We start from the raw sequence: 18,747 nt of genomic DNA on the forward strand, positions 1-18,747 counted from the left end.
CGGCTTAAGAATTGTGTCCGCGTTTGCCCATGGAAAGCTCCTGCCAGCAGGTTTCGATAGCGTCCAGTAGCCGGGAAAATGTTGCGTCGTCGGTTGACGGTGACATGATCGTTGCACGCCACCAGCGGCGGTTATCAACGAATGAAGAGGCCAGGTGAAACGTGCCCTGTTGCATTAGTTGATTGCGCACAGCAATGTGCAACTGGTCGCTGTCGGGCCCAGGTGCATCGGCGTATCGAAAGCAGATAAGATTGCTTTCCGGCTCGCCAAGTACCTCAAACGTTTTTCGTTGCCGGACCATTTTCCAGAACCGGCGTGCAGCATGGTGGCGGCTGTGGATATACTCAGCCAGTCCGGTCTCACCTCTGTGTGCAAGATTGAGGAAGATCTTCAGGCCAAGTTCCGCTTTAGATCCTTCGATCGTGTAGTGCATCAGATCCGGGCCAGGGCGGTTATCGTCGAAGAAGAGATAATCTGCCCCGTGCTGGAAAGCCTGACTTAAGTTGACCTGATGACGAATAAGTACGGCGGCGGCAAGTGTCGATGTTCGCAGCATTTTGTGGGCATCCCAGGTGATGGAATCAGCCTGGTCGATACCGTTCAGGAGATAGCGTAGTTCGGGAACAAGCAGGGCTGAGCCTCCGTGGGCTGCATCGACATGCAACCAAATCCCTTCGGCATGGCAGGCTTCGGCAATATCCTGTAGAGGATCGTACAGACCGGTCGGTGCAGCACAGGCGTTGGCAACGATCGCCATCACCGTACGTCCCGCACGTTGCTGTGTTTTGATGCTTTCGCGAATCTGGGCACCCAGAATGCGGCCAGTGCGGTCGCAGGGTAGTGTGCATACGGCACGGCTTCCCATACCCAGGAGAGAAGCCGCCCGTGCTACGGAAATATGGGCACTGGCTGGGGCGAGGATGACTGCATTCTGTGGCATGCCGTGCTGCCACGCTTCGGGAAATGAATGGTGGCGGGCGACGAGAAGGGCGGTCAGGTTTGCCAGTGAACCACCATGGACCAGAATCGCACCAGCATCGTTGGGGTTCCAGCCGACCTTTCCGAGCATCCACTCCGAGACCACAAGTTCGGCAGCGACGCCTGAAGCACCCATCTCGAATAAGGACATAGCATTATTGCTAACACCGTGTACGAGATCGGCGATGGCAGAGCCAATATCAGGAATAGCGCACTGGTGGGACATATAGCCGGGGTGATGCAGGCGCGTTCCCTGAGCCAGGTACTTCGTAATGAATGCGGCTAACAACTCATTTGTCATTCCACCGGCGCTAATGCACTGGCGCATCTGCAAGCCTTTGATCAGCTCTTCCGGTGGTGTTTGCCGCAATACGGGCACCTCGCCGCGCTGGCTATCCTGAACATATTCGTCCAGTACTTTTGCTACAGCCTGTACGGCGCCAGCAAGCTCACCCGCTTGCCAACCATGATGTTTGCTACGAGATGTCATATGACATCCCCTTTCAAATTCGCAGATGACGCTTGCGCTGCGATGCATCCCGGATGAACACCGAGACCCATAGAGGCATCGATAACGGCTCCGTGCAAAATAGAAGCTGCTGGTGTGGTCAACCACCACAGCACTTCGGCTATCTCATTGGGATGTATAAGGCGCCCTCCCGGGAGGCGAGCAACCAGTTCATTAGCCGACTCTGGCGATAAAGGATCCAGTGTGCTCTGTCGGAACATGGGTGTGTCAACGGCCCCCGGGCAAACGCAAAATACGTCAACCGGATTGTGACTTAATTCCGCCGCCCACTTCCGGGTAAGGAATGCTATTGCGGCCTTAGTCATACCGTCCGTGTCCCTGAATCCCGGAAAGGCGGTGATTCCGCCACCTACGCTCGAAAGCATGAGGATTTTTCCATATCCGCGTTGCAACATACCGGGAAGAAGCTGCCTGGTTAGCCAAAGCGGTCCCAGGCAGTTAACCTGAGTGAACAGCTCATCCTGCCGGTGTTTCTCCTCAATGCCAGTAAGCTCGACGGTTCTGGTTCCTAATGCGGCGTTGTTCACCAGAATATCGATTTCAGAGGGTAGCGCCTTGATTAGCTGTTGGAGGCTGTCCCAACTACTTTGGTCGAAGGATACTGCCCGGGGAGGCTCCGGGGATGTTGGGACCAGAGAGTCGATAAGTTCAAGTGCACGCTGTTTTCCTTGATGATAGGTAAACCACACCTTATCGCCCTTACTGGCGAAGTGACGTACTGCTGCGGCTCCAATGCCGCTGGAACCACCGGTGATGAGTACCGTTCGGCTCGTTGCTGATTTTGTTGTTTCCATGTTCATTATTCGCTCTCCTCAAAATGATGCATGAGACTTTTGTATTGACGCTCACTGCTGACCACAGTTCATAACAAAATGAACAGGGAAAAGTCTTTTGAATATCAAAGCGATTTTATTTAGCGTAAATAACAAACAGAGCAACGGCTGGACGAATATCTAAGCCCCGGAATTTTTAATGAAGTCGTTGCTTGAGTAAGTCGTATTGGTCTGGATTAACGTGCGCATCATGATAATTATATTCAGTATATAAAACTGACATTAAGCTTAGATGAGTAATGAAAGTATGCAAGGTGTTTTTCTTGTTAAAATAAGATGGTTTTATCTTGTTGATTTTAAAGGGTAAGGCAAGGTTGTTGTCAATTGTTATACTTATTTGTTTTGTTATTTTTTAAAAAGTGAAATATAAATATGTTGTCGACGTTTTAGGAATAAACCATCATTCTCTTATTCCTTTCTCACCAGGTATTGACGAGCATTTACTGACGTTGCTTCTGATGAAGTACTTAGCCTGTGCCACACCAGGCAGAGGTTGGATGATCAGGATGAACTCATTTATCGGAACGATGGGTAGAGATAGGGGCTTTTGCTACGCCATGCTCTGTATCAATCTCCCCTCAAACAATACGTACAGTAGCGTTACCCGTATCACAGAAAGTAAAAAACGTAAAAGCCCTGGCAGATTCGACAATTGTTGGCGGACCTGCCACTGCCTATAACTCATTCCTGTCAGTATTTCCTTAGCGATAGCAGAGACAGGCGGAAATAACATGCAGCAAAGGTTATCGGTAAAAGAAAAAATCAGCTACGGCCTGGGGGATATGGCCAGCCATATCGGGCTGGAAAATGTCATTATCTTTCTGACCTTTTACTACACCGACGTGGTTGGGTTACCGGCGGTTTTTGTCGGCACCCTGTTTTTACTGGCGCGGGTGACTGATGCCATTATCGATCCGGTGATGGGGATGGTGGCCGACCGCACCAGAACGCGCTGGGGAAAATTTCGGCCGTGGCTGCTGTGGCTGTCAGTACCGTTTGGCGTGAGCTGCTTGCTGATTTATGCAGTACCGGAAACGCTCTCCCTGACCGGTAAGATGATTTATGCCAGCGTCACTTACTGCCTGATGATGCTGATGTATACGGCCATTAATATCCCCTACTGCTCGATGGGGGCGATTATTACCTCGGATGACACCCAACGTATTTCATTACAGTCCTGGCGTTTCTTTCTTGCCACCCTGGGCGGCGCAACTTCCACCTTCCTGATGATGCCGCTGGCGCAATGGCTGGGGGGCGGTAATAAGCTGGACGGTTATTTTGGCGCGATGTCGGTGATGGCCAGTCTGGCGGCGATTATGTTTTTAATCTGCTTCTTTAATACCCGCGAACGGGTTAGCGCTCCGGCCAGCCATGGCAATTTTATTGCCGATTTACGCGATTTACTGCGTAACGATCAGTGGCGGATTGTGGCGCTACTGGTGTTTTTCAATATCTCCTTCGGCGTCGTGCGCCTTGGCGCCATGATGTATTACGTCACTTATTTTTTGGGCGATGCCAGTCTGTTTATGTGGCTGCTGGCGGCCCATATCATCGGCAAATGTATTGGTAGCGCGATGTCGAAATGGATGACCCGGCGCCTGAGTAAGCTCACCATTTTTACCTTGAGCGCCGTTATTACCGGCCTGTTAAGCATCAGCATTGTATTCCTGCCCGCCACGCTTTCTCTGCTGGTGGCCATGACCGTCGTGGTTTCCTGCTTTTATCAGGTCACCACCACCCTGATGTGGGTGATGATGTCCGATGTGGTGGACTACGGCGAGTTTAAACAGGGCAAACGCATGGATGGCACCGTGTTCTCTACCCTGCTGGCGGTCCTGAAAATGGGTATGGCGGTGAGCGGCGCCATCGTCGGCTGGACTCTGGGGTTAAGCGGCTATGTGGCCCAGGCTTCGCAACAGCAATCCTCGGCGATGATGGCCATTATCGCATTATTCTCGGTGGTGCCCGGCGTGCTTTCGCTTCTTAGCGCGCTGGCCATGCGCGGCTACAAACTGAATGACGCCACCATGCGCGGCATCAACCAGCATAAATTATCGGATTCGCATCCCGCGGCGGAAACCAACGTATTGAAACCACAGGAGTTGTCATGAGTGAATTACGCGCTGAAGCACAGCGTATTCTCTGGCTGTTCGACCGCCAGACCCTGATTGTCGAACCGTGGGGTGAAAACAGTCTGCGGGTGCGGGCGACCTGCCAGCCGGAAATTCAGCAAACCGACTGGGCGCTGCTACCGGCACAGGCTTGCGACGTCGTCATCGAACAACAGCACGAACAACTCAGGCTGCGTAACGGCAACATTACCGCCACCCTGAACAGCCGCGGACAACTGGCGTTTTATAACCAGCGTGGCGAGCTGCTGCTGGAGGAGTTCTGGCGTCAGCGCAGTACGGTAGGCATTGGCGCCAGTGAAAAGAGTCAGGACAAGTACATCAGCGCACTAAAGCTGGATGGCCGCGAATTTCGCCCGATACCGGGGGGAAAACACCAGCTCAGCGTCCGCTTTGAAGCGCGAGCGGAAGAGAAAATTTACGGTATGGGGCAGTACCAGCAGGACTGCCTCGATCTCAAAGGTTGTACCCTGGAGCTGGCCCAGCGCAACTCTCAGGCCAGCGTGCCTTTTATGGTTTCCAGTCTTGGCTATGGTCTGCTGTGGCATAACCCGGCGGTGGGGGAGGTGACCTTTGGAAAAAACGGCACCCGCTGGCGGGCTGAGGTGACCGATCAGATGGACTACTGGATAACCGCCGCCGATACCCCGGCGCAGATTGTGCGTCAGTATGGTCAGGCGACCGGTACGGCGCCGATGATGCCCGGTTTCGCAACAGGATTCTGGCAGTGCAAACTGCGCTATCGCACCCAGCAGGAGGTGCTGGAGGTGGCGCGGGAGTACCGCCGTTTACAACTGCCGCTTTCGGTGATCGTTATCGATTTCTTCCACTGGCCAAATCAGGGGACCTGGTGTTTCGATGCCCGTGACTGGCCCGATCCTAAAGCCATGGTGGCGGAGCTGAAATCCATGGGGATAGAAACCATGGTGTCGGTCTGGCCAACGGTGGACAGCCGTAGCGAAAACTATCGACTGATGAAATCAAAAGGCTGGCTGGTGAACAGCGATCGCGGGGTTTCGGTGAATCTCGATTTCCTGGGGAATACCACCTTTTTCGATGCCACGCATCCCGGAGCGCGGGACTTTGTCTGGCAGGAGGTTAAGCGCCACTACTATGACCTGGGTATCCGCACCTTCTGGCTGGATGAGGCCGAACCGGAATACCGCGCTTACGACTTCGACAATTATCGCTATCACCTGGGGCCGGTTCAGGAGGTGGGCAATATCTATCCTCAGCTATTTGCCCGCGGATTTTATGAAGGTCTTCAGGAACAGGGGGAGACGGAGATTGTGAACCTGGTGCGCTGCGCCTGGGCGGGCAGTCAGCGCTATGGCGTGCTGGCCTGGTCGGGGGATGTTCACTCCTCTTTTCATGCGCTGCGCAACCAGTTTACCGCCGGGCTAAATATGGCGATGGCCGGTATCCCGTGGTGGACCACCGATATTGGCGGTTTCCAGGGGGGCAATATTCACGATCCCGAATTTCATGAATTGCTGATTCGCTGGTTCCAGTGGGCGGTCTTTTGCCCGGTAATGCGTCTGCACGGTTATCGGGAACCGCAAATCGCGCCGGAAGAGGCGTGGCGCGACGGTATCGCTCAGTGTAATAGCGGCTCGCCGAACGAAGTCTGGAGCTATGGCGAACAGAACTATCAGTTGATGAAGGCCTGCCTGTTACTGCGTGAGCGGCTGCGTCCTTATATCGATGAACTGATGCGCGAAGCCCATGAGCAGGGCGATCCGGTCATGCGTCCGCTGTTTTATCACTATCCGCAGCAGCCGGAAAGCTGGCAGGTGGAGGATCAGTATCTGCTGGGGCAGGATCTGCTGGTGGCGCCGGTCCTGCACGCCGGGCAACGCGAGCGGGAGGTCTGGTTACCCGCGGGGGATAACTGGATTGCCCGTAACGGCGAGCGTTTTAAGGGCGGTCAGCGTATTCAGGTGGCGGCACCGCTCAGCGCTATTCCGGTCTTTCTGCGCGAAGGCGGTCATGTCGATGTGCTGGAGGAGGCGTGATGCGGGAAAAAATTCTGCTGCTCGACGCTATTCCGCAGGATCTGGCGCAGCGCTTACGGGAAGATTACCAACTTTACGATGCCCGGGATCCCGGCGCACAGGCCTGTGCCGCGCAATTTCGTATTGCGCTCGCGAACGGAGAGAGTCGCATTAGCGCTGCCGATATCGCGCCGTTTCCCGCGCTCCAACTGTTGTCAATTTACGGAGTGGGTTATGACGGCGTGGACTGCGCGGCGTTAAAGGCGCGTAATATCTGCCTGACTCACACGCCTGGCGTACTGAGCGCCGACGTGGCCGATCTGGCCGTGGGGCTTTTGCTGGCGCTGGCGCGCGATATTCCCGGCGCTGCCCGTTTCGTTCGCGAGGGCGGCTGGTCTGATGGACGCTACCCGTTACAGCGCCGGGTTTCCGGCTCCCGGGTGGGAATTGCCGGTATGGGGCGAATCGGTCAGGCGATTGCCCGCCGTCTGGCGGCCTTCGATTGCCAGATCCACTACTTCAGCCGTCAGGATAAAGGGCTGGCCGGTTACCACTATCAGCCCTCTCTTTACCAACTGGCGGAGCAGGTCGACTTCCTGATAGTCGCGATGAGCGCTGGCCCGGAAAATCGTCATCTTATTGACGGGCAGGTGATGCGCAGCCTTGGGCCCCGGGGTTATCTGGTGAATGTGGCGCGTGGCAGCCTGGTGGATGAAACGGCGCTGATAGCCGCGCTGGAAAAGGGCGAGCTGGCCGGTGCCGCGCTGGATGTTCTGGAGGAAGAGCCTCTGGTTCCCCCGGCGCTGATGGGCCTATCCAGTGTGATTATCACGCCTCATATCGCCAGCGCCACGCGAGAAACCCGGGCCGCCATGACGCAACTGGTGCTGGATAATATCCACGGCTGGTTACAGCGGGGCGCGGTGCTGACGCCCGCGCCGGGGTTTGATACCTGAACCGCACTGGCTGCATGATTGCCCTGGCCGTCAGCCAATCAGGGTAGCGCCAGCGGCAATCATTGCGCAGGCCAGCATCTTACGAACGGTGAGCGTTTCACCCAGCAGGAAATAGCCGATAAGGACGGCAAACAGCACGCTGGTTTCACGCAGCGCTGAAACGGCGCCCATGGGGGCATGGGTCATGGCGTAGATGACGATCCCATAGGCCAGCAGCGAAACCACGCCGCCGCCAGCGGAGGCCAGTAATCCTGGCCTTGCGCTAAACAGACTGCGCGGGCCGCGCAGGGCAATATAGACCGTAGGCATCATCAGGCCCCACAGTGCACTCATCCAGACTGTATAAGCCAGGGGATCGCCAGACAGACGTACGCCGATACCGTCCGTAACGCTATACGCGGCAATAAAACACCCGGTACCCAGCGCCCAGGGCAACCCCGGCACTGCCAGCCTGCGCCCCTGAAAGGCCAGGGAAATAATCCCGAATGACACCAGCCCAATACCCGCTATCGCGCTTGCTCCCGGCATTTCTCCGGCGAAAAGCGCTGCCCCAAGGGTAACCAGTAGCGGAGATGAGCCCCGGGCAATGGGGTAGGTTTTTCCCAGTTCACCCGACTGATAGCTTTTAACCAGAAACAGGTTATAGCCTGCGTGCAGCACAGCCGAAAGCAGGGCATACATCCAGCTTGCTTTGTCGGGCGCGGTCAGAAATGGGGCTATACCGATACAGACGATCGACACAGCGATACACATGACTGTCATTGACCAGAGTCGATCGCTGCCGCCGCGCAGTAGGGCATTCCACCCTGCGTGAAGCAGCGCGGCGAAGAGCGTGAGTGAAACGATCGTGACAGACATCGCTTAACCCTAATTTAAATGAACGGATATTTATCATAGACCGCTCTAAACCTTTGCCGGAACAATAAATAATCCATTACCCGTCTATCCTATGGACTGGCAGTAAAAAGAGGGGATGTAACCGGTACTGAAGATATAGCCGCCTTTGGCGGATCTGTTTATTAATGATGTTGAAGGGCTTTATGGGGCGCGGGTCAATGTTTATGGCGGCGTGGTTGCTCAGGTGCCGGTTTATTCAGTGCTTAAGGTTAACGGTACGTTGACCGGCGGTGAAATTACTATGGAAGTCCAGTAACCCTGATTGCAGGCAAAAAAAAACCGGCGTTTTTCAGCCGGTCAAACGAGCGGTTATTGTTGCCCGGAATTCTCTGTCATGAGAATTCAGATACCTCTGTGGATATCGGAATGGGGCCTGTACCCATTCCTGATAGCCGCAAAACCTTCGGCATAAAATATGGCCATCCATGGCGAGGGATTTTTAGCTATAACGGGGCGGGATAAAGCCAGTGTGAAATAACGACTTAAAGTGTCTGACTGTCCGGAAATTATATTTCATTTGGATTATAAGTGAAGTGAATAAAATGACTGAACTTCATTCCTTAATGGAATGATTAATCGAGAGATTTTAGCTGTCCGTCTAACAGTTGTTGCGCCAGTTGCCTGGCGTCGCGTTCATCCGCCACCACAAAGACCGGATAACCCCAGAACTTGCTGGCATAGTCAGCAAACTGGCGGGCGGTATTCTGGCGTACGCTATCCGGCTCGCGAATAATCATTCCCTTTACGTACTGCTTCAGCGGTTGCCGCCACTGGTTTTTCCAGCGGGCGATCTGAACCTTTTCATCGGGAGAATGGGGGGCTTCGTCGTCGCTATTGTTGTCGCTCAGTAATACAAAGGGTTCTCCCTTTTCCAGCAGGTCGCTGAGCGCCAGCAGGGAGCGATTCAGGTTGCGTTCCTCTTCCGGAACCGGGCGCATCCGGACAAGGGGAAAATGTGAGATATCCAGCGTCATGGTTCTTCTCCTGCCTGTTGAATGAGAGCTATTACTCTAGCCGTCGTCGGGCTGGATAGCATTGCGAAATCAGGCCATAATATTTTTCATTTACGCCATTTTGAGAAATGTTCTCATGTCAGTATCGCCTTCCGATCTCTGCTTTGAAATGGATAACCTGCCGCGCGCGGTTCTGGCTGTACAGAGCACCAGTAACGACGAGTACTGGGAAGTGGAACCCCATCGCCACCGCTGGGGGCAGCTAATCTATACCGTGCGTGGGCTCCTGCGTTGCGAAGTAGCGAACGGCCTGTGGCTGGTGCCGCCGCAGTGCGCGCTTTGGGTGCCCGGCGGCGAGCTGCACAGCACTCTGGGTTCGGCGTTCTGCGAATGCCTGTGTCTGTTTATCGAGCCCGATGCGGCGCAAAATCTGCCGACTCGCTGCTGCACGCTTTCCGTCGCGCCACTGCTGCGGGAACTGCTGCTACAGGCCAGTCGCCTGACGCTGATGTACGATCCTCTGGGGCCGGATGGTCGGCTGGTAGCGGTATTGCTGGATCAACTGGCCAGCGCGCCGGTAGAAAAACTGCATCTGCCAGTGGCGGATGACCGGCGGATTCGGCAGTTGATGGAACGGCTACTGGAAAACCCGGCGGATCGCTCTTCGCAGGCGGACTGGGCGCAGCGGGTGGGGGTGAGCGAGCGAACCCTGAATCGGGTTGTGAAACAGCAGATGGGGATGAGCTTTGGCGAATGGCGCCGTCAGTTGCATATCGTTCTGGCGCTGCAGCGTATGGCGCAGGGGGAAAGCGTGCAGAGTATCGCGCTGGATCTGGGTTATGAGGGGGCCAGCGGCTTTATTACCATGTTCCGGAAGCTGATGGGCAGTCCGCCCGCTCGCTATCTGGCGAATAAAGCGAACGAAACGGATGACGCTGTCGGGCGGACGATAAAAATTCCGGCCCGCTACCGTCCGCTTATCAGGAACGCTGGCTCGATTTCCGATCGGAAATAATCACCAGCCCAATCCCCGATAGCGTGATGGCTATCGACAGCAGCATTCGCAGATTAAGGGCTTCGCCCATTAATATCAGGCCGCCCAGCGCTGCCAGGCAGGGGACGCTAAGCTGAAGCGTGCTGGCGGTGGTGGGGCTAAGGTGGGGCAGCAGGGAATACCAGAGCAAATAAGCCGCGCCCGAGGCCAGCGCGCCGGAAACTACCGCCAGCGTGAATCCCATGGCATCGGCGTGCAGCGCCAGGGTACTGAACAGCAGTGCCACAACGGCCAGCGGCGCGGAGAGGATAAAGTTTCCCGCGGTTGCGGCGCTGGCGTCCTTCACGCTTTTACCGGTAATGCAGTAGATGGCCCAGGCGCTGCCCGCCACTATCATCATTAGCGCAGCAAACGGCGAAGGACGCCCGGCGCCGGGCAGCAGTAACAGGCCGATACCCGCGACTGCGGCAATCATGCCGATGGTTTTTAGCGCGCTCAGTCGTTCGCCACGCAGTAGCCCCCAGCCGGTCATCACACACTGAACGGTGCCGAACAGCAGCAGAGCGCCTGCGGCGGTATCCAGCGACAGATAAGCCACGGAAAACGCGAAAACATAAACGCACAGTAGCAGCGCATTAGCGACGTTAAACTCCGGCTTCTTTTTTATCCCGGGAAGCTGCAACAGCAGGAAAAGCGCCAGCGCGCCGCTGAGCAGACGCACGCTGCTGAATGACACGGCATCGATATGCCCTGCCTTAAGGGCCAGTCGGCACAGCAGGGAATTAGCGGCAAAGGCCATCATCGCCAGCACAATTTTGAGTATCACCAGTCCGTCCTTCCCGAAGCGTTTGTGGGCCATTTCCAGCAAACGCTACGCGATAATCAGATTCAGCTCAATTCGGATGCTGCTGTCATTCTAATGGCGTCAGGAACAGGTGTTCGCACCAGGTTTTTCGGGCGCCCAGTTTTACGGAGAGGTTAAATGCCGTCTGGCACAGATGCTGAGCCAGCCCTTCCTGACTGAGGGATTCCGTCAGCCGCGAAGCGGGGCCGGTCAGGGCGAGTGCGGCCATCAGACGATCGCCTTCGCCAAACACCGGAAGCGAAAACGCGGCAATGTGGGGATCCCGGACGCCAGCGGTGTAGAGGGGCAGTCGGGGTGTTTCGCTAAAGAGCGGTTCGTTTAATCCCCAGTGGCGTAACACCTGGCCAATGGCGGAATTATCAAGGGGAAGGGACGTGCCCGGCAGGCGGGTTTCCCGCAGCCCTTCTGAGGATTCAGCCCGGAACAGACACAGCCGCTGGTTATTCTCAATGACATACCAGGATGCGCTTTCGTGGGTTGCCGCCGCCAGCGCATGGAGTTCGGGCTGAACGATACTGGCCAGATGGAAGGATTGCTCGTACAGCTTTCCCAGGTACAGCAGGCGGGGGCCAAGCGTATAGATGCCGTTCTCATGTCGGATGACATAGTTCATACGCTCCAGCGAATTCATCAGGCGATATACCGTGGTTTTATGGTAGCCGGAAAGCTGTGACAGCTCGGTCAGTGACAGTGATTCCTCCCCCGGCTTAAAACAGTCCAGCAGCGCCAGCGCCTTTTCTACGGCATTTACACCTTCATTTCCCATTTCGCGTTCTCCAGATTTCTGCGGGATATAGTCTACCGTGCAAACTGTGATTTACATCGTGTTTACATCACAAATAGCGGTTTAACGCTGGCAAAGGTCAAATTATGCCTTATATAGTAGTTTCATAATGTACAACGGTGTTTTACACAGTAAAACAATATGGAGGCTTTTATGGCAGAAAAAACGCAATCGCTGATCAATCGTACAATCACTCGTGTCTCTGCGGACGATGTCAGGCAGGCCGCTCGCTTTCAGGCGGCAATTCTGGCGGATGTGGCTGGCAGGCGCGGTACGCTGCATGGCCGGGTGAAACCGGTCGCTAATACCATGAAAGTGGCGGGCCCGGCGATTACCGTTGAGGTTCGGCCCGGGGATAACCTGGCTATTCATGCCGCGCTGGCTATTGCGCAGCCCGGAGATGTGATCGTGGTGGACGGTAAAGGCGATATCAGTTGCGCGCTGATCGGTGAAATTATGTCAACCCAGGCCGAGGCATCAGGAATCGCTGGCATCATTATTGATGGTGCAGTCCGGGACGCCGATGCCCTGGCTGCCCGGGGCTTCCCCGTTTTTGCCGCAGGGCTGAATCCTTGCGGACCGACCAAGGCCATCGCCGGGCGGGTCAATTACCCCGTTTCGGTGGCTGGTGCCGCAATTCAGCCGGGGGATTTAATCGTGGGGGATGTCGACGGCGTGGTGGTTCTGCCCCGGGAAGAGGTATCGCTCCTGCTGGAACTGGCGCAGCAAAAGCTCGATACCGAAAACCGGCGTATTGCCGCCATTCATGAAGGGGATATCCGCGCTCCCTGGCTTGAAAAGACGCTGCGTGCTGGCGGCATGCTCGCCGAAGGGGAGACTCTGTAATGAATCAGCGTAAGGTTATTTTAGTCACCGGAAGCGACCTGGCATCGCAGGCGCTGGCGCTTTTGCACGATTATCAGATTGTTTATGCAGGCAGACAGCCCACGGAAAAGGAGCTGGTCGCGCTGTGCTGCACCCATAATCCCGTCGCGATTATTGTACGCTACGGCAAAATTAACGCCCGTATCATGGATGCCGCACCGGCTCTGCGGGTGATCTCCAAACACGGTAGCGGTATCGATGTTATCGATCGGGCGGCGGCGGCGGAGCGCAATATCGAAGTACGCGCCGCGATTGGCGCCAATGCCGCTGCCGTTGCGGAACATACCTGGGCGCTGATTCTGGCCTGCGCAAAGTCGGTTCCGACTCTGGACCGGCGCCTCAGGCAGGGGCATTGGGATAAATCGACGCACAAATCAACGGAACTGGCGGGCCGCACCCTGGGGCTGGTAGGGCTGGGGGCGATTGGTCGTCGCGTGGCCGCGGTCGGACAGGCTTTTGGTATGAAGGTGATAGCCTATGATCCCTGGGCGGAAACCTTCCCGGAAGGCTGCACGTCGGTGACCTTTCCCCAACTGCTGGGCAGCGCCGATGTGATTTCGCTGCATTGCCCGCTGACCGAACAAAACAGCAAGATGATCAATGATGAAGCGCTGGCCCGGTGTCAGCCGGGAACCATTCTGGTCAACACGGCGCGCGGCGGGTTGATTGACGATGAGGCCCTGCTAAGGGCGCTGGATAACGGCACGCTCAGTTGGGCGGCGCTGGATAGTTTTACCAGCGAACCATTAACGGCCCCCCATATCTGGCAGCAGGTCGAGAATGTGATTATCTCGCCGCATATCGGCGGCGTGAGTCATGACTCCTATATCAATATGGGGTGTGCGGCAGCCAGCAACGTGCTTGAGGTGCTGGGCGAGGCGGAATGGGATGGTGTCGCATGATCTTTCTGACTCAGCCGGAAATTCGCCAGGCCACGATTTTTACCCGACTTCCTGACCGTTTTCGCCAGCCCGATGAGCGCAACCCCTGGTCCCAGGCCAATCGGGGCGGGCAGCCCGTTGACTCTTTTCTGGAGGGGCCGGTGTGGCACCCCTCTGGCTGCCTGTATGTTACGGATATTCCCTACGGTCGGATCTTTCGCGTTGATCCATCCGGTGACTGGGAGCTGATTGTTCAGTATCCGGGAGAGCCTAACGGTATGAAACTGGTAGGGGAGGATACGCTGCTTATCACCGATTACCGTCACGGGCTGATGAAGCTCTGTTTATCAGAACGTACGGTAACGCCCTGGCTTTCACGGCGTAACAGCGAAAGTTTTCGCGGCGTGAATGACCTGACGCTGGATAGCCAGGGGAATCTCTATTTTACCGACCAGGGGCAGACCGGGCTGCACGATCCCACCGGGCGCGTCTACCGGCTGTCCCGGTCTGGGAAGCTCGATCTGCTGCTGGATAACTGTCCCAGCCCGAACGGGCTGGTGCTCTCGCCGGATGAAAACATTTTGTATGTAGCCATGACGCGCGGCAACTGTATCTGGCGGGTGCCGCTACAGAAGGATGGTTCGGTCAGCAAGGTCGGTCAGTTTTTTACCTCGCATGGCCCCAGCGGCCCGGATGGTCTGGCGATGAATAGCCGGGGGGAGCTGCTCATCGCTAATCCCGGTCTTGGGCGGGTCTGGCTGCTTAATGAGCTGGGTGAACCGCTGGAGATCATTACCAGCCCGGCGGGCCGTTCGACTACCAACCTCTGTTTCGGCGGTGAGGATATGTGCCAGCTATTGATTACCGAATCCGTTAGCGGCGCGATTTTGTCCTGCCCTGTGACCGTTCCCGGACAGCCCATTCCTGCCTCTCTCTGAATAAAAATACGGCGTCATCTGAACGCATCGGAGCTTACCATGACCCTGCTATCATCAACCGAAAATATGTCGGAAAAACCGGCTATTACCCAAAATGCGCACAGACAACTGGATAAAAATGAATTCCAGTTGAGTGAAGCCGCAGCAAAGAAGGCGTTCACACGCATTCTGCCTTTTATCTTTATCTGCTATGTCGTCAGTTATCTGGATCGCACCAATATCAGCTTTGCCGCGCTGGGCATGAACGGCGATCTGGGAATTACCGCCGCTCAGTTCGGTTTTGGCGCCGGTATGTTTTTTATTGGCTACTTTCTTTTTGAAATCCCCAGCAACCTTATTATGCAAAAGGTGGGAGCGCGGATTTGGATCGCTCGCATTATGATCTCGTGGGGGCTAATCTCCATGGCGACCGCATTTGTCACCGGGCCGACCAGCTTTGCGATTGCCCGCTTTTTTCTGGGCGTGGCGGAGGCCGGTTTTACGCCGGGGATCTATCTGTTTTTCACTTACTGGTTCCCGGGATCCTGGCGGGCCAAAATAACGGCGGCGTTTCTGGTTGGGATTCCTGTCGCCAATATTATTGGCGCCCCCATTTCCGGGGCGCTGATGCAAATGACTCACCACGAATATATTCGTAACTGGCAGTGGCTGCTGTTGATTGAAGGCATACCGGCGGTTTTCCTGGGCGTGCTCTGTCTTTTTTTCCTGAGCGATAGCCCGGAAAAGGCGCGCTGGCTGGATACCAATGAAAAACGCCTGCTGGTTCGCCGCCTTGAATCGGAGCAGAGCCGCATCGCCCAAACCCATGGCGCCAGTCTGAGCGATGCATTACGCAATCCGTTGCTGTATCTGCTGGCCTTTATCAACTTCTGCGGGATTGTGGGATCGATTGGCATAGGACTCTGGATGCCGCAAATTATTGAACAACTGGGCGTCAGCCATTCCACCACGGGATTGCTGACCGCGTTGCCCTACGTTTGCGGCGCCGTTGCAATGCTGCTTTGGGCGCGTTTGGCCCATCATTCCCGCCACCGGATTGCGTGGATTAGCAGCGCGCTGGTGATGGCGGCGCTGGCGCTGGGCTGTAGCGCGATGATTGCGGCACCTGTCGCGAAAATGCTGGCGCTGTGCATTGCCGTGAGCGGTATTTTGTCGTTCCAGGCCTCATTCTGGGCTCTGCCGTCGGGATTCCTCACCGGCAATGCGGCTGCGGCTGGGTTAGCGATAATTGTCTCGGTGGGGAATCTGGGGGGATTTTTTGGTCCTTCGCTGATTGGCTATATCAAACAGGCGACGGATGGATTTATCTGGCCGCTGCTGGCAGTTTCCGGCATCCTCTTTATCGGCGCACTGGCTGTTGCCACCGTCAGGGATCCCTGGAGAAACCTTTGAACCTGTCCACAGGAAAGTAAAAAGGCGCTGAAAACAGCGCCTTTTTACATTTACTTGCCAGCGACAGAGGCGTGGTTTTCCACCTCTACCCGCAGCGTACTTTTGCGTCCCATTATCAGCACCGCTATTCCGCCTGTCAGGCAGAGCAGGGCCAGCGGCAGCATCGCCAGGGTATGGCTGCCGGTCGCATCGTTAATCACACCGTAGACATTAACCATGATTCCCCCGCCAATCAGATTCGCCATAGCGCCAATCGCCGCCAGGCCCGCGGCAGCGGTGGAAGAGGAAAGCCAGCCGGAAGCCAGCGCCCAGAAGGGGCCTTTCATGGAGTAAGCGCCAATCAGAACCAGTGACAAAATCACCACGCTGCCCGGCAGCGAGTTTGTCATAAAGGCCGAAAGCAGCCCACCCGCAATCAGGAATAGCGTCAGCGCGGTATGCCAGCGGCGTTCGCCGGTCCGGTCGGAGCTACGGCCCCAGACGATCATCAGAATCGATGCCAGACCATAGGGAATACTGTTCACCAGGCCGGTCATAAAATTGTTTAGCCCAAACGAGTGCAATAACTGAGGAGACCAGACGCTAAGGGTGGATCCCGCGGCCGAGGCACCCGCGTAGATCAGCGCCATCGCCCAGATGTGTTTATGGCGTAACAGTTGCCACAGCGAAATATGGCCGATGGCCTTACGCTGTGCGTTTTCTACCGTCATGGTGTCGCTCAGCCATTTTTTCTGGGCATCCGTCAACCAGCGGGCATTTTCAGGGCGGTTGCTCAACAGGAAAAAGGCCGCGATACCCAGCAAAATGGCCGGGAATCCTTCCAGAATAAACAGCCAGTGCCAGCCGCGCATACCCAGCCAGCCGTCCATGCTCAGGATCGCTCCGGAAATCGGTGAACCAATGAAATTGGCGGCGGGAATGGCGACCATAAAGGTGGCAATCACCCGAGCACGGTATTTGCCGGGTATCCAGTAGGTTAAATAGAGAATGACGCCGGGGAAGAAACCGGCTTCCGCCGCGCCCAGCAGGAAACGCAGCACGTAGAGCGTTTCAGCGCTCTGAACGAAGGCGGTGCAGACAGAAACGATCCCCCAGGAAATCATGATGCGCGAGATCCATATCTTTGCGCCAATCTTCTGCATCGCCAGATTACTGGGGACTTCAAAAATAAAATAGCCGATGAAGAACAGACTGCTGGCCAGGCCAAATACCGCTTTTGATAATCCTAAATCTTCGTTCATCTGCAGCGAAGCCATGCCGATATTGCCGCGATCGATAATGGCTATCAAATAGCAGACGATCAGAAAAGGCAGGATACGCCAGATAACTCGTTTGACGGTTTGCTGCTCAAGATGCTCCGCAGAAGATGCGCTATGTAACTCCTCAGACATGATATACCCCTAACTGGTTGATAATCCTCATCCCTAACCCGATGCGTCTCTTTTGTTTTACTGTGTAAAACCATGATGTACACAGTAAAATTATTATCCTGGGAGAGGCATTTACGCACGGGGGGTTGTGACGATGTTGGGTTCTTTGTCACAAAAATGTATCAACGATGTTTCTTATATGAGATCTGACGAGCGTTATTGCCGGGAGAAATACACAGAGGTAAGGAGGGAATAGAGCCCTGCGCGATGAATGCGCAAGGCGAGTGAAACATTACGGGGAGTCGGCTGACAGTCGCTTATAAAATATCGTGGTGCCCGCCAGACTCCCGTCGGAATTGATGGCGAAATCGGGAATACGGCCCGCTTCCTGATAGCCCAGGCTGCGGTAGAGCATCGAGGCCGGATCGCCGGTGCGGGTATCCAGCACCAGCAGGGAACGCTGTCGGGCGCGGGCCTGACGCTCCACTTCCTGCATCAGCGCTTTACCGATACCGCGCTGGCGGTAGCGGGTATCCACCATCAGCTTTTCCACCTCGGCCCGGTGAATGCCATTCGCTTTACCGCATAGCGAAAGCTGCACGGCGCCTGTAACCTGATCTCCATCCAGCATCAGCAGCAGTTCACGATGACCGGTTTCCACATCTTCGGCTACCTGTTGCCAGTATCTTTCGGCCTCTTGCGACGCCAGGGGAGCCAGAAACCCTACCGACGCGTCGCTGGCGACGCAGTCATCAAGCAGCGCGCAAAGCGCCTGCCGCCAGGGGGCCAGGTGGGTGATTCGTTCAATGTTCATGCGTTAACGTTTCCACATTAATTGGCGAGGGTTAAGGTTAAATTTACCTCAGCGCGGCGGCGGTGGTCATAGGGATTTCTTCTGGCTTAATGGCGGTGCACGCCGCCGGGATGTTCCTGATTCAGCGGGATCAGAGTGTCTTCGCTCTCTCTGGGGCGGGTCAGGGTGTGGACTATTCCACATTCGCTGACCGGCCTGCCAGATCCGCAGTGGTCGCTCAGGGTTTTAAGCTGATGTTCCAGCGCCAGCAGCTCCTGAATACGCTGCTGCACGTGGTGCAGATGCTCATTAACGATGTCGTCGATCTGGCTGCAATCCTCATCGTTACGGCTCAGCGCCTGCAACAGACCGCGAATCTCATCGTGGGTCATATCCAGCGCCCGACAGCGGCGAATAAACAGCAGTCTTTCCAGGTGGCTGCTGTCATAGTGCCGGTAATTATTGGCGCTATCACGCAGCGGCAGGTGCAGCAGCCCCTCTTTTTCGTAGTAACGTACGGTTTCCACCGGGCAGTTTGCCTGGCGGGCCAGTTCACCAATTTTCATTTGTCGCTCT

General features: G+C 55.7%; 18 protein-coding genes. 9 read left to right on the plus strand and 9 right to left on the minus strand.

Annotated elements, in window-relative coordinates; translation table 11 throughout:
- Positions 1-4: 4 nt before the first annotated feature.
- Both SCU88_RS06270 and SCU88_RS06275 read right to left on the minus strand, forming a co-directional pair.
- Positions 5-1,468: a pyridoxal phosphate-dependent decarboxylase family protein gene (locus SCU88_RS06270; protein WP_431810098.1), complete on the minus strand. Its 1,464-nt coding sequence runs from the start codon at positions 1,466-1,468 to the stop codon at positions 5-7.
- On the minus strand, positions 1,465-2,307 hold the full coding sequence (locus SCU88_RS06275) for an SDR family NAD(P)-dependent oxidoreductase (protein WP_431810099.1): 843 nt from the start codon (positions 2,305-2,307) through the stop codon (positions 1,465-1,467). Before SCU88_RS06275 ends, SCU88_RS06270 begins: the two co-directional genes overlap by 4 nt.
- Positions 2,308-3,071: 764 nt before the next feature.
- On the opposite strand from SCU88_RS06275, the gene SCU88_RS06280 reads away from it, so the two are divergent.
- Genes SCU88_RS06280 through SCU88_RS06290 form a run of 3 tightly spaced genes read left to right on the plus strand, consistent with a single transcriptional unit; the run spans position 3,072 to position 7,419 of the window.
- A complete protein-coding gene (locus tag SCU88_RS06280) occupies positions 3,072-4,451 on the plus strand; it encodes a glycoside-pentoside-hexuronide (GPH):cation symporter (RefSeq protein ID WP_175339497.1) in 1,380 nt (459 codons plus the stop codon).
- Complete coding sequence (locus tag SCU88_RS06285; protein ID WP_175339498.1) at positions 4,448-6,484, plus strand: glycoside hydrolase family 31 protein; 2,037 nt, start codon at positions 4,448-4,450, stop codon at positions 6,482-6,484. The genes SCU88_RS06280 and SCU88_RS06285 overlap by 4 nt, the downstream gene beginning before the upstream one ends.
- On the plus strand, positions 6,484-7,419 hold the full coding sequence (locus tag SCU88_RS06290) for a 2-hydroxyacid dehydrogenase (protein ID WP_175339499.1): 936 nt from the start codon (positions 6,484-6,486) through the stop codon (positions 7,417-7,419). Before SCU88_RS06285 ends, SCU88_RS06290 begins: the two co-directional genes overlap by 1 nt.
- A 30-nt stretch (positions 7,420-7,449) precedes the next feature.
- On the opposite strand, the gene SCU88_RS06295 is transcribed toward SCU88_RS06290, so the two are convergent.
- Positions 7,450-8,277 carry an EamA family transporter gene (locus SCU88_RS06295; protein WP_175339500.1) on the minus strand — a complete coding sequence of 276 codons (828 nt, stop codon included), beginning with the start codon at positions 8,275-8,277 and terminating at the stop codon, positions 7,450-7,452.
- Positions 8,278-8,422: 145 nt separating this feature from the next.
- Here SCU88_RS06295 and SCU88_RS06300 point away from each other — a divergent pair, with 145 nt between their 5' ends.
- Positions 8,423-8,572: a hypothetical protein gene (locus tag SCU88_RS06300; RefSeq protein ID WP_175339501.1), complete on the plus strand. Its 150-nt coding sequence runs from the start codon at positions 8,423-8,425 to the stop codon at positions 8,570-8,572.
- 316 nt (positions 8,573-8,888) lie between these two features.
- Here SCU88_RS06300 and SCU88_RS06305 read toward each other — a convergent pair whose 3' ends face one another.
- Positions 8,889-9,290 carry a hypothetical protein gene (locus SCU88_RS06305; RefSeq protein ID WP_175339502.1) on the minus strand — a complete coding sequence of 134 codons (402 nt, stop codon included), beginning with the start codon at positions 9,288-9,290 and terminating at the stop codon, positions 8,889-8,891.
- Positions 9,291-9,405: 115 nt separating this feature from the next.
- Here SCU88_RS06305 and SCU88_RS06310 point away from each other — a divergent pair, with 115 nt between their 5' ends.
- A complete protein-coding gene (locus SCU88_RS06310) occupies positions 9,406-10,284 on the plus strand; it encodes a helix-turn-helix domain-containing protein (RefSeq protein WP_175339503.1) in 879 nt (292 codons plus the stop codon).
- Here the strand turns inward: SCU88_RS06310 and SCU88_RS06315 are convergent.
- Both SCU88_RS06315 and SCU88_RS06320 read right to left on the minus strand, forming a co-directional pair.
- Positions 10,250-11,089, minus strand: a complete 840-nt coding sequence (locus SCU88_RS06315; RefSeq protein WP_431810100.1) for a DMT family transporter — start codon at positions 11,087-11,089, stop codon at positions 10,250-10,252. The two genes, SCU88_RS06310 and SCU88_RS06315, sit on opposite strands and share 35 nt — an antisense overlap.
- Positions 11,090-11,174: 85 nt before the next feature.
- On the minus strand, positions 11,175-11,894 hold the full coding sequence (locus tag SCU88_RS06320) for a helix-turn-helix domain-containing protein (protein WP_175339505.1): 720 nt from the start codon (positions 11,892-11,894) through the stop codon (positions 11,175-11,177).
- Positions 11,895-12,065: 171 nt separating this feature from the next.
- Between SCU88_RS06320 and SCU88_RS06325 the strand changes: the two genes are divergently transcribed.
- From SCU88_RS06325 to SCU88_RS06340, 4 genes are all read left to right on the plus strand, one after another.
- Complete coding sequence (locus tag SCU88_RS06325; protein WP_138096152.1) at positions 12,066-12,758, plus strand: RraA family protein; 693 nt, start codon at positions 12,066-12,068, stop codon at positions 12,756-12,758.
- Positions 12,758-13,699 carry a hydroxyacid dehydrogenase gene (locus SCU88_RS06330; RefSeq protein WP_175339506.1) on the plus strand — a complete coding sequence of 314 codons (942 nt, stop codon included), beginning with the start codon at positions 12,758-12,760 and terminating at the stop codon, positions 13,697-13,699. Before SCU88_RS06325 ends, SCU88_RS06330 begins: the two co-directional genes overlap by 1 nt.
- Positions 13,696-14,616: an SMP-30/gluconolactonase/LRE family protein gene (locus SCU88_RS06335; protein WP_175339507.1), complete on the plus strand. Its 921-nt coding sequence runs from the start codon at positions 13,696-13,698 to the stop codon at positions 14,614-14,616. Before SCU88_RS06330 ends, SCU88_RS06335 begins: the two co-directional genes overlap by 4 nt.
- Positions 14,617-14,682: 66 nt before the next feature.
- Positions 14,683-16,008 (plus strand): MFS transporter, encoded by a 1,326-nt coding sequence (locus tag SCU88_RS06340; protein WP_431810154.1) that lies wholly within the window; start codon positions 14,683-14,685, stop codon positions 16,006-16,008.
- Between the two features lie 50 nt (positions 16,009-16,058).
- Here the strand turns inward: SCU88_RS06340 and SCU88_RS06345 are convergent, their stop codons facing one another.
- From SCU88_RS06345 to SCU88_RS06355, 3 genes are all read right to left on the minus strand, one after another.
- A complete protein-coding gene (locus SCU88_RS06345) occupies positions 16,059-17,399 on the minus strand; it encodes an MFS transporter (RefSeq protein WP_175339509.1) in 1,341 nt (446 codons plus the stop codon).
- 271 nt (positions 17,400-17,670) lie between these two features.
- A complete protein-coding gene (locus tag SCU88_RS06350; RefSeq protein ID WP_175339510.1) occupies positions 17,671-18,192 on the minus strand; it encodes a GNAT family N-acetyltransferase in 522 nt (173 codons plus the stop codon).
- Positions 18,193-18,278: 86 nt separating this feature from the next.
- Entirely contained in the window at positions 18,279-18,737 is a 459-nt protein-coding gene (locus tag SCU88_RS06355; RefSeq protein WP_138096157.1) for a Cd(II)/Pb(II)-responsive transcriptional regulator, read from the minus strand.
- Positions 18,738-18,747: the final 10 nt, after the last annotated feature.

Origin of the sequence: Jejuibacter sp. L23, from assembly GCF_050815825.1 — a bacterium.
Classification (GTDB): Bacteria; Pseudomonadota; Gammaproteobacteria; order Enterobacterales; family Enterobacteriaceae; genus Jejubacter; species Jejubacter calystegiae.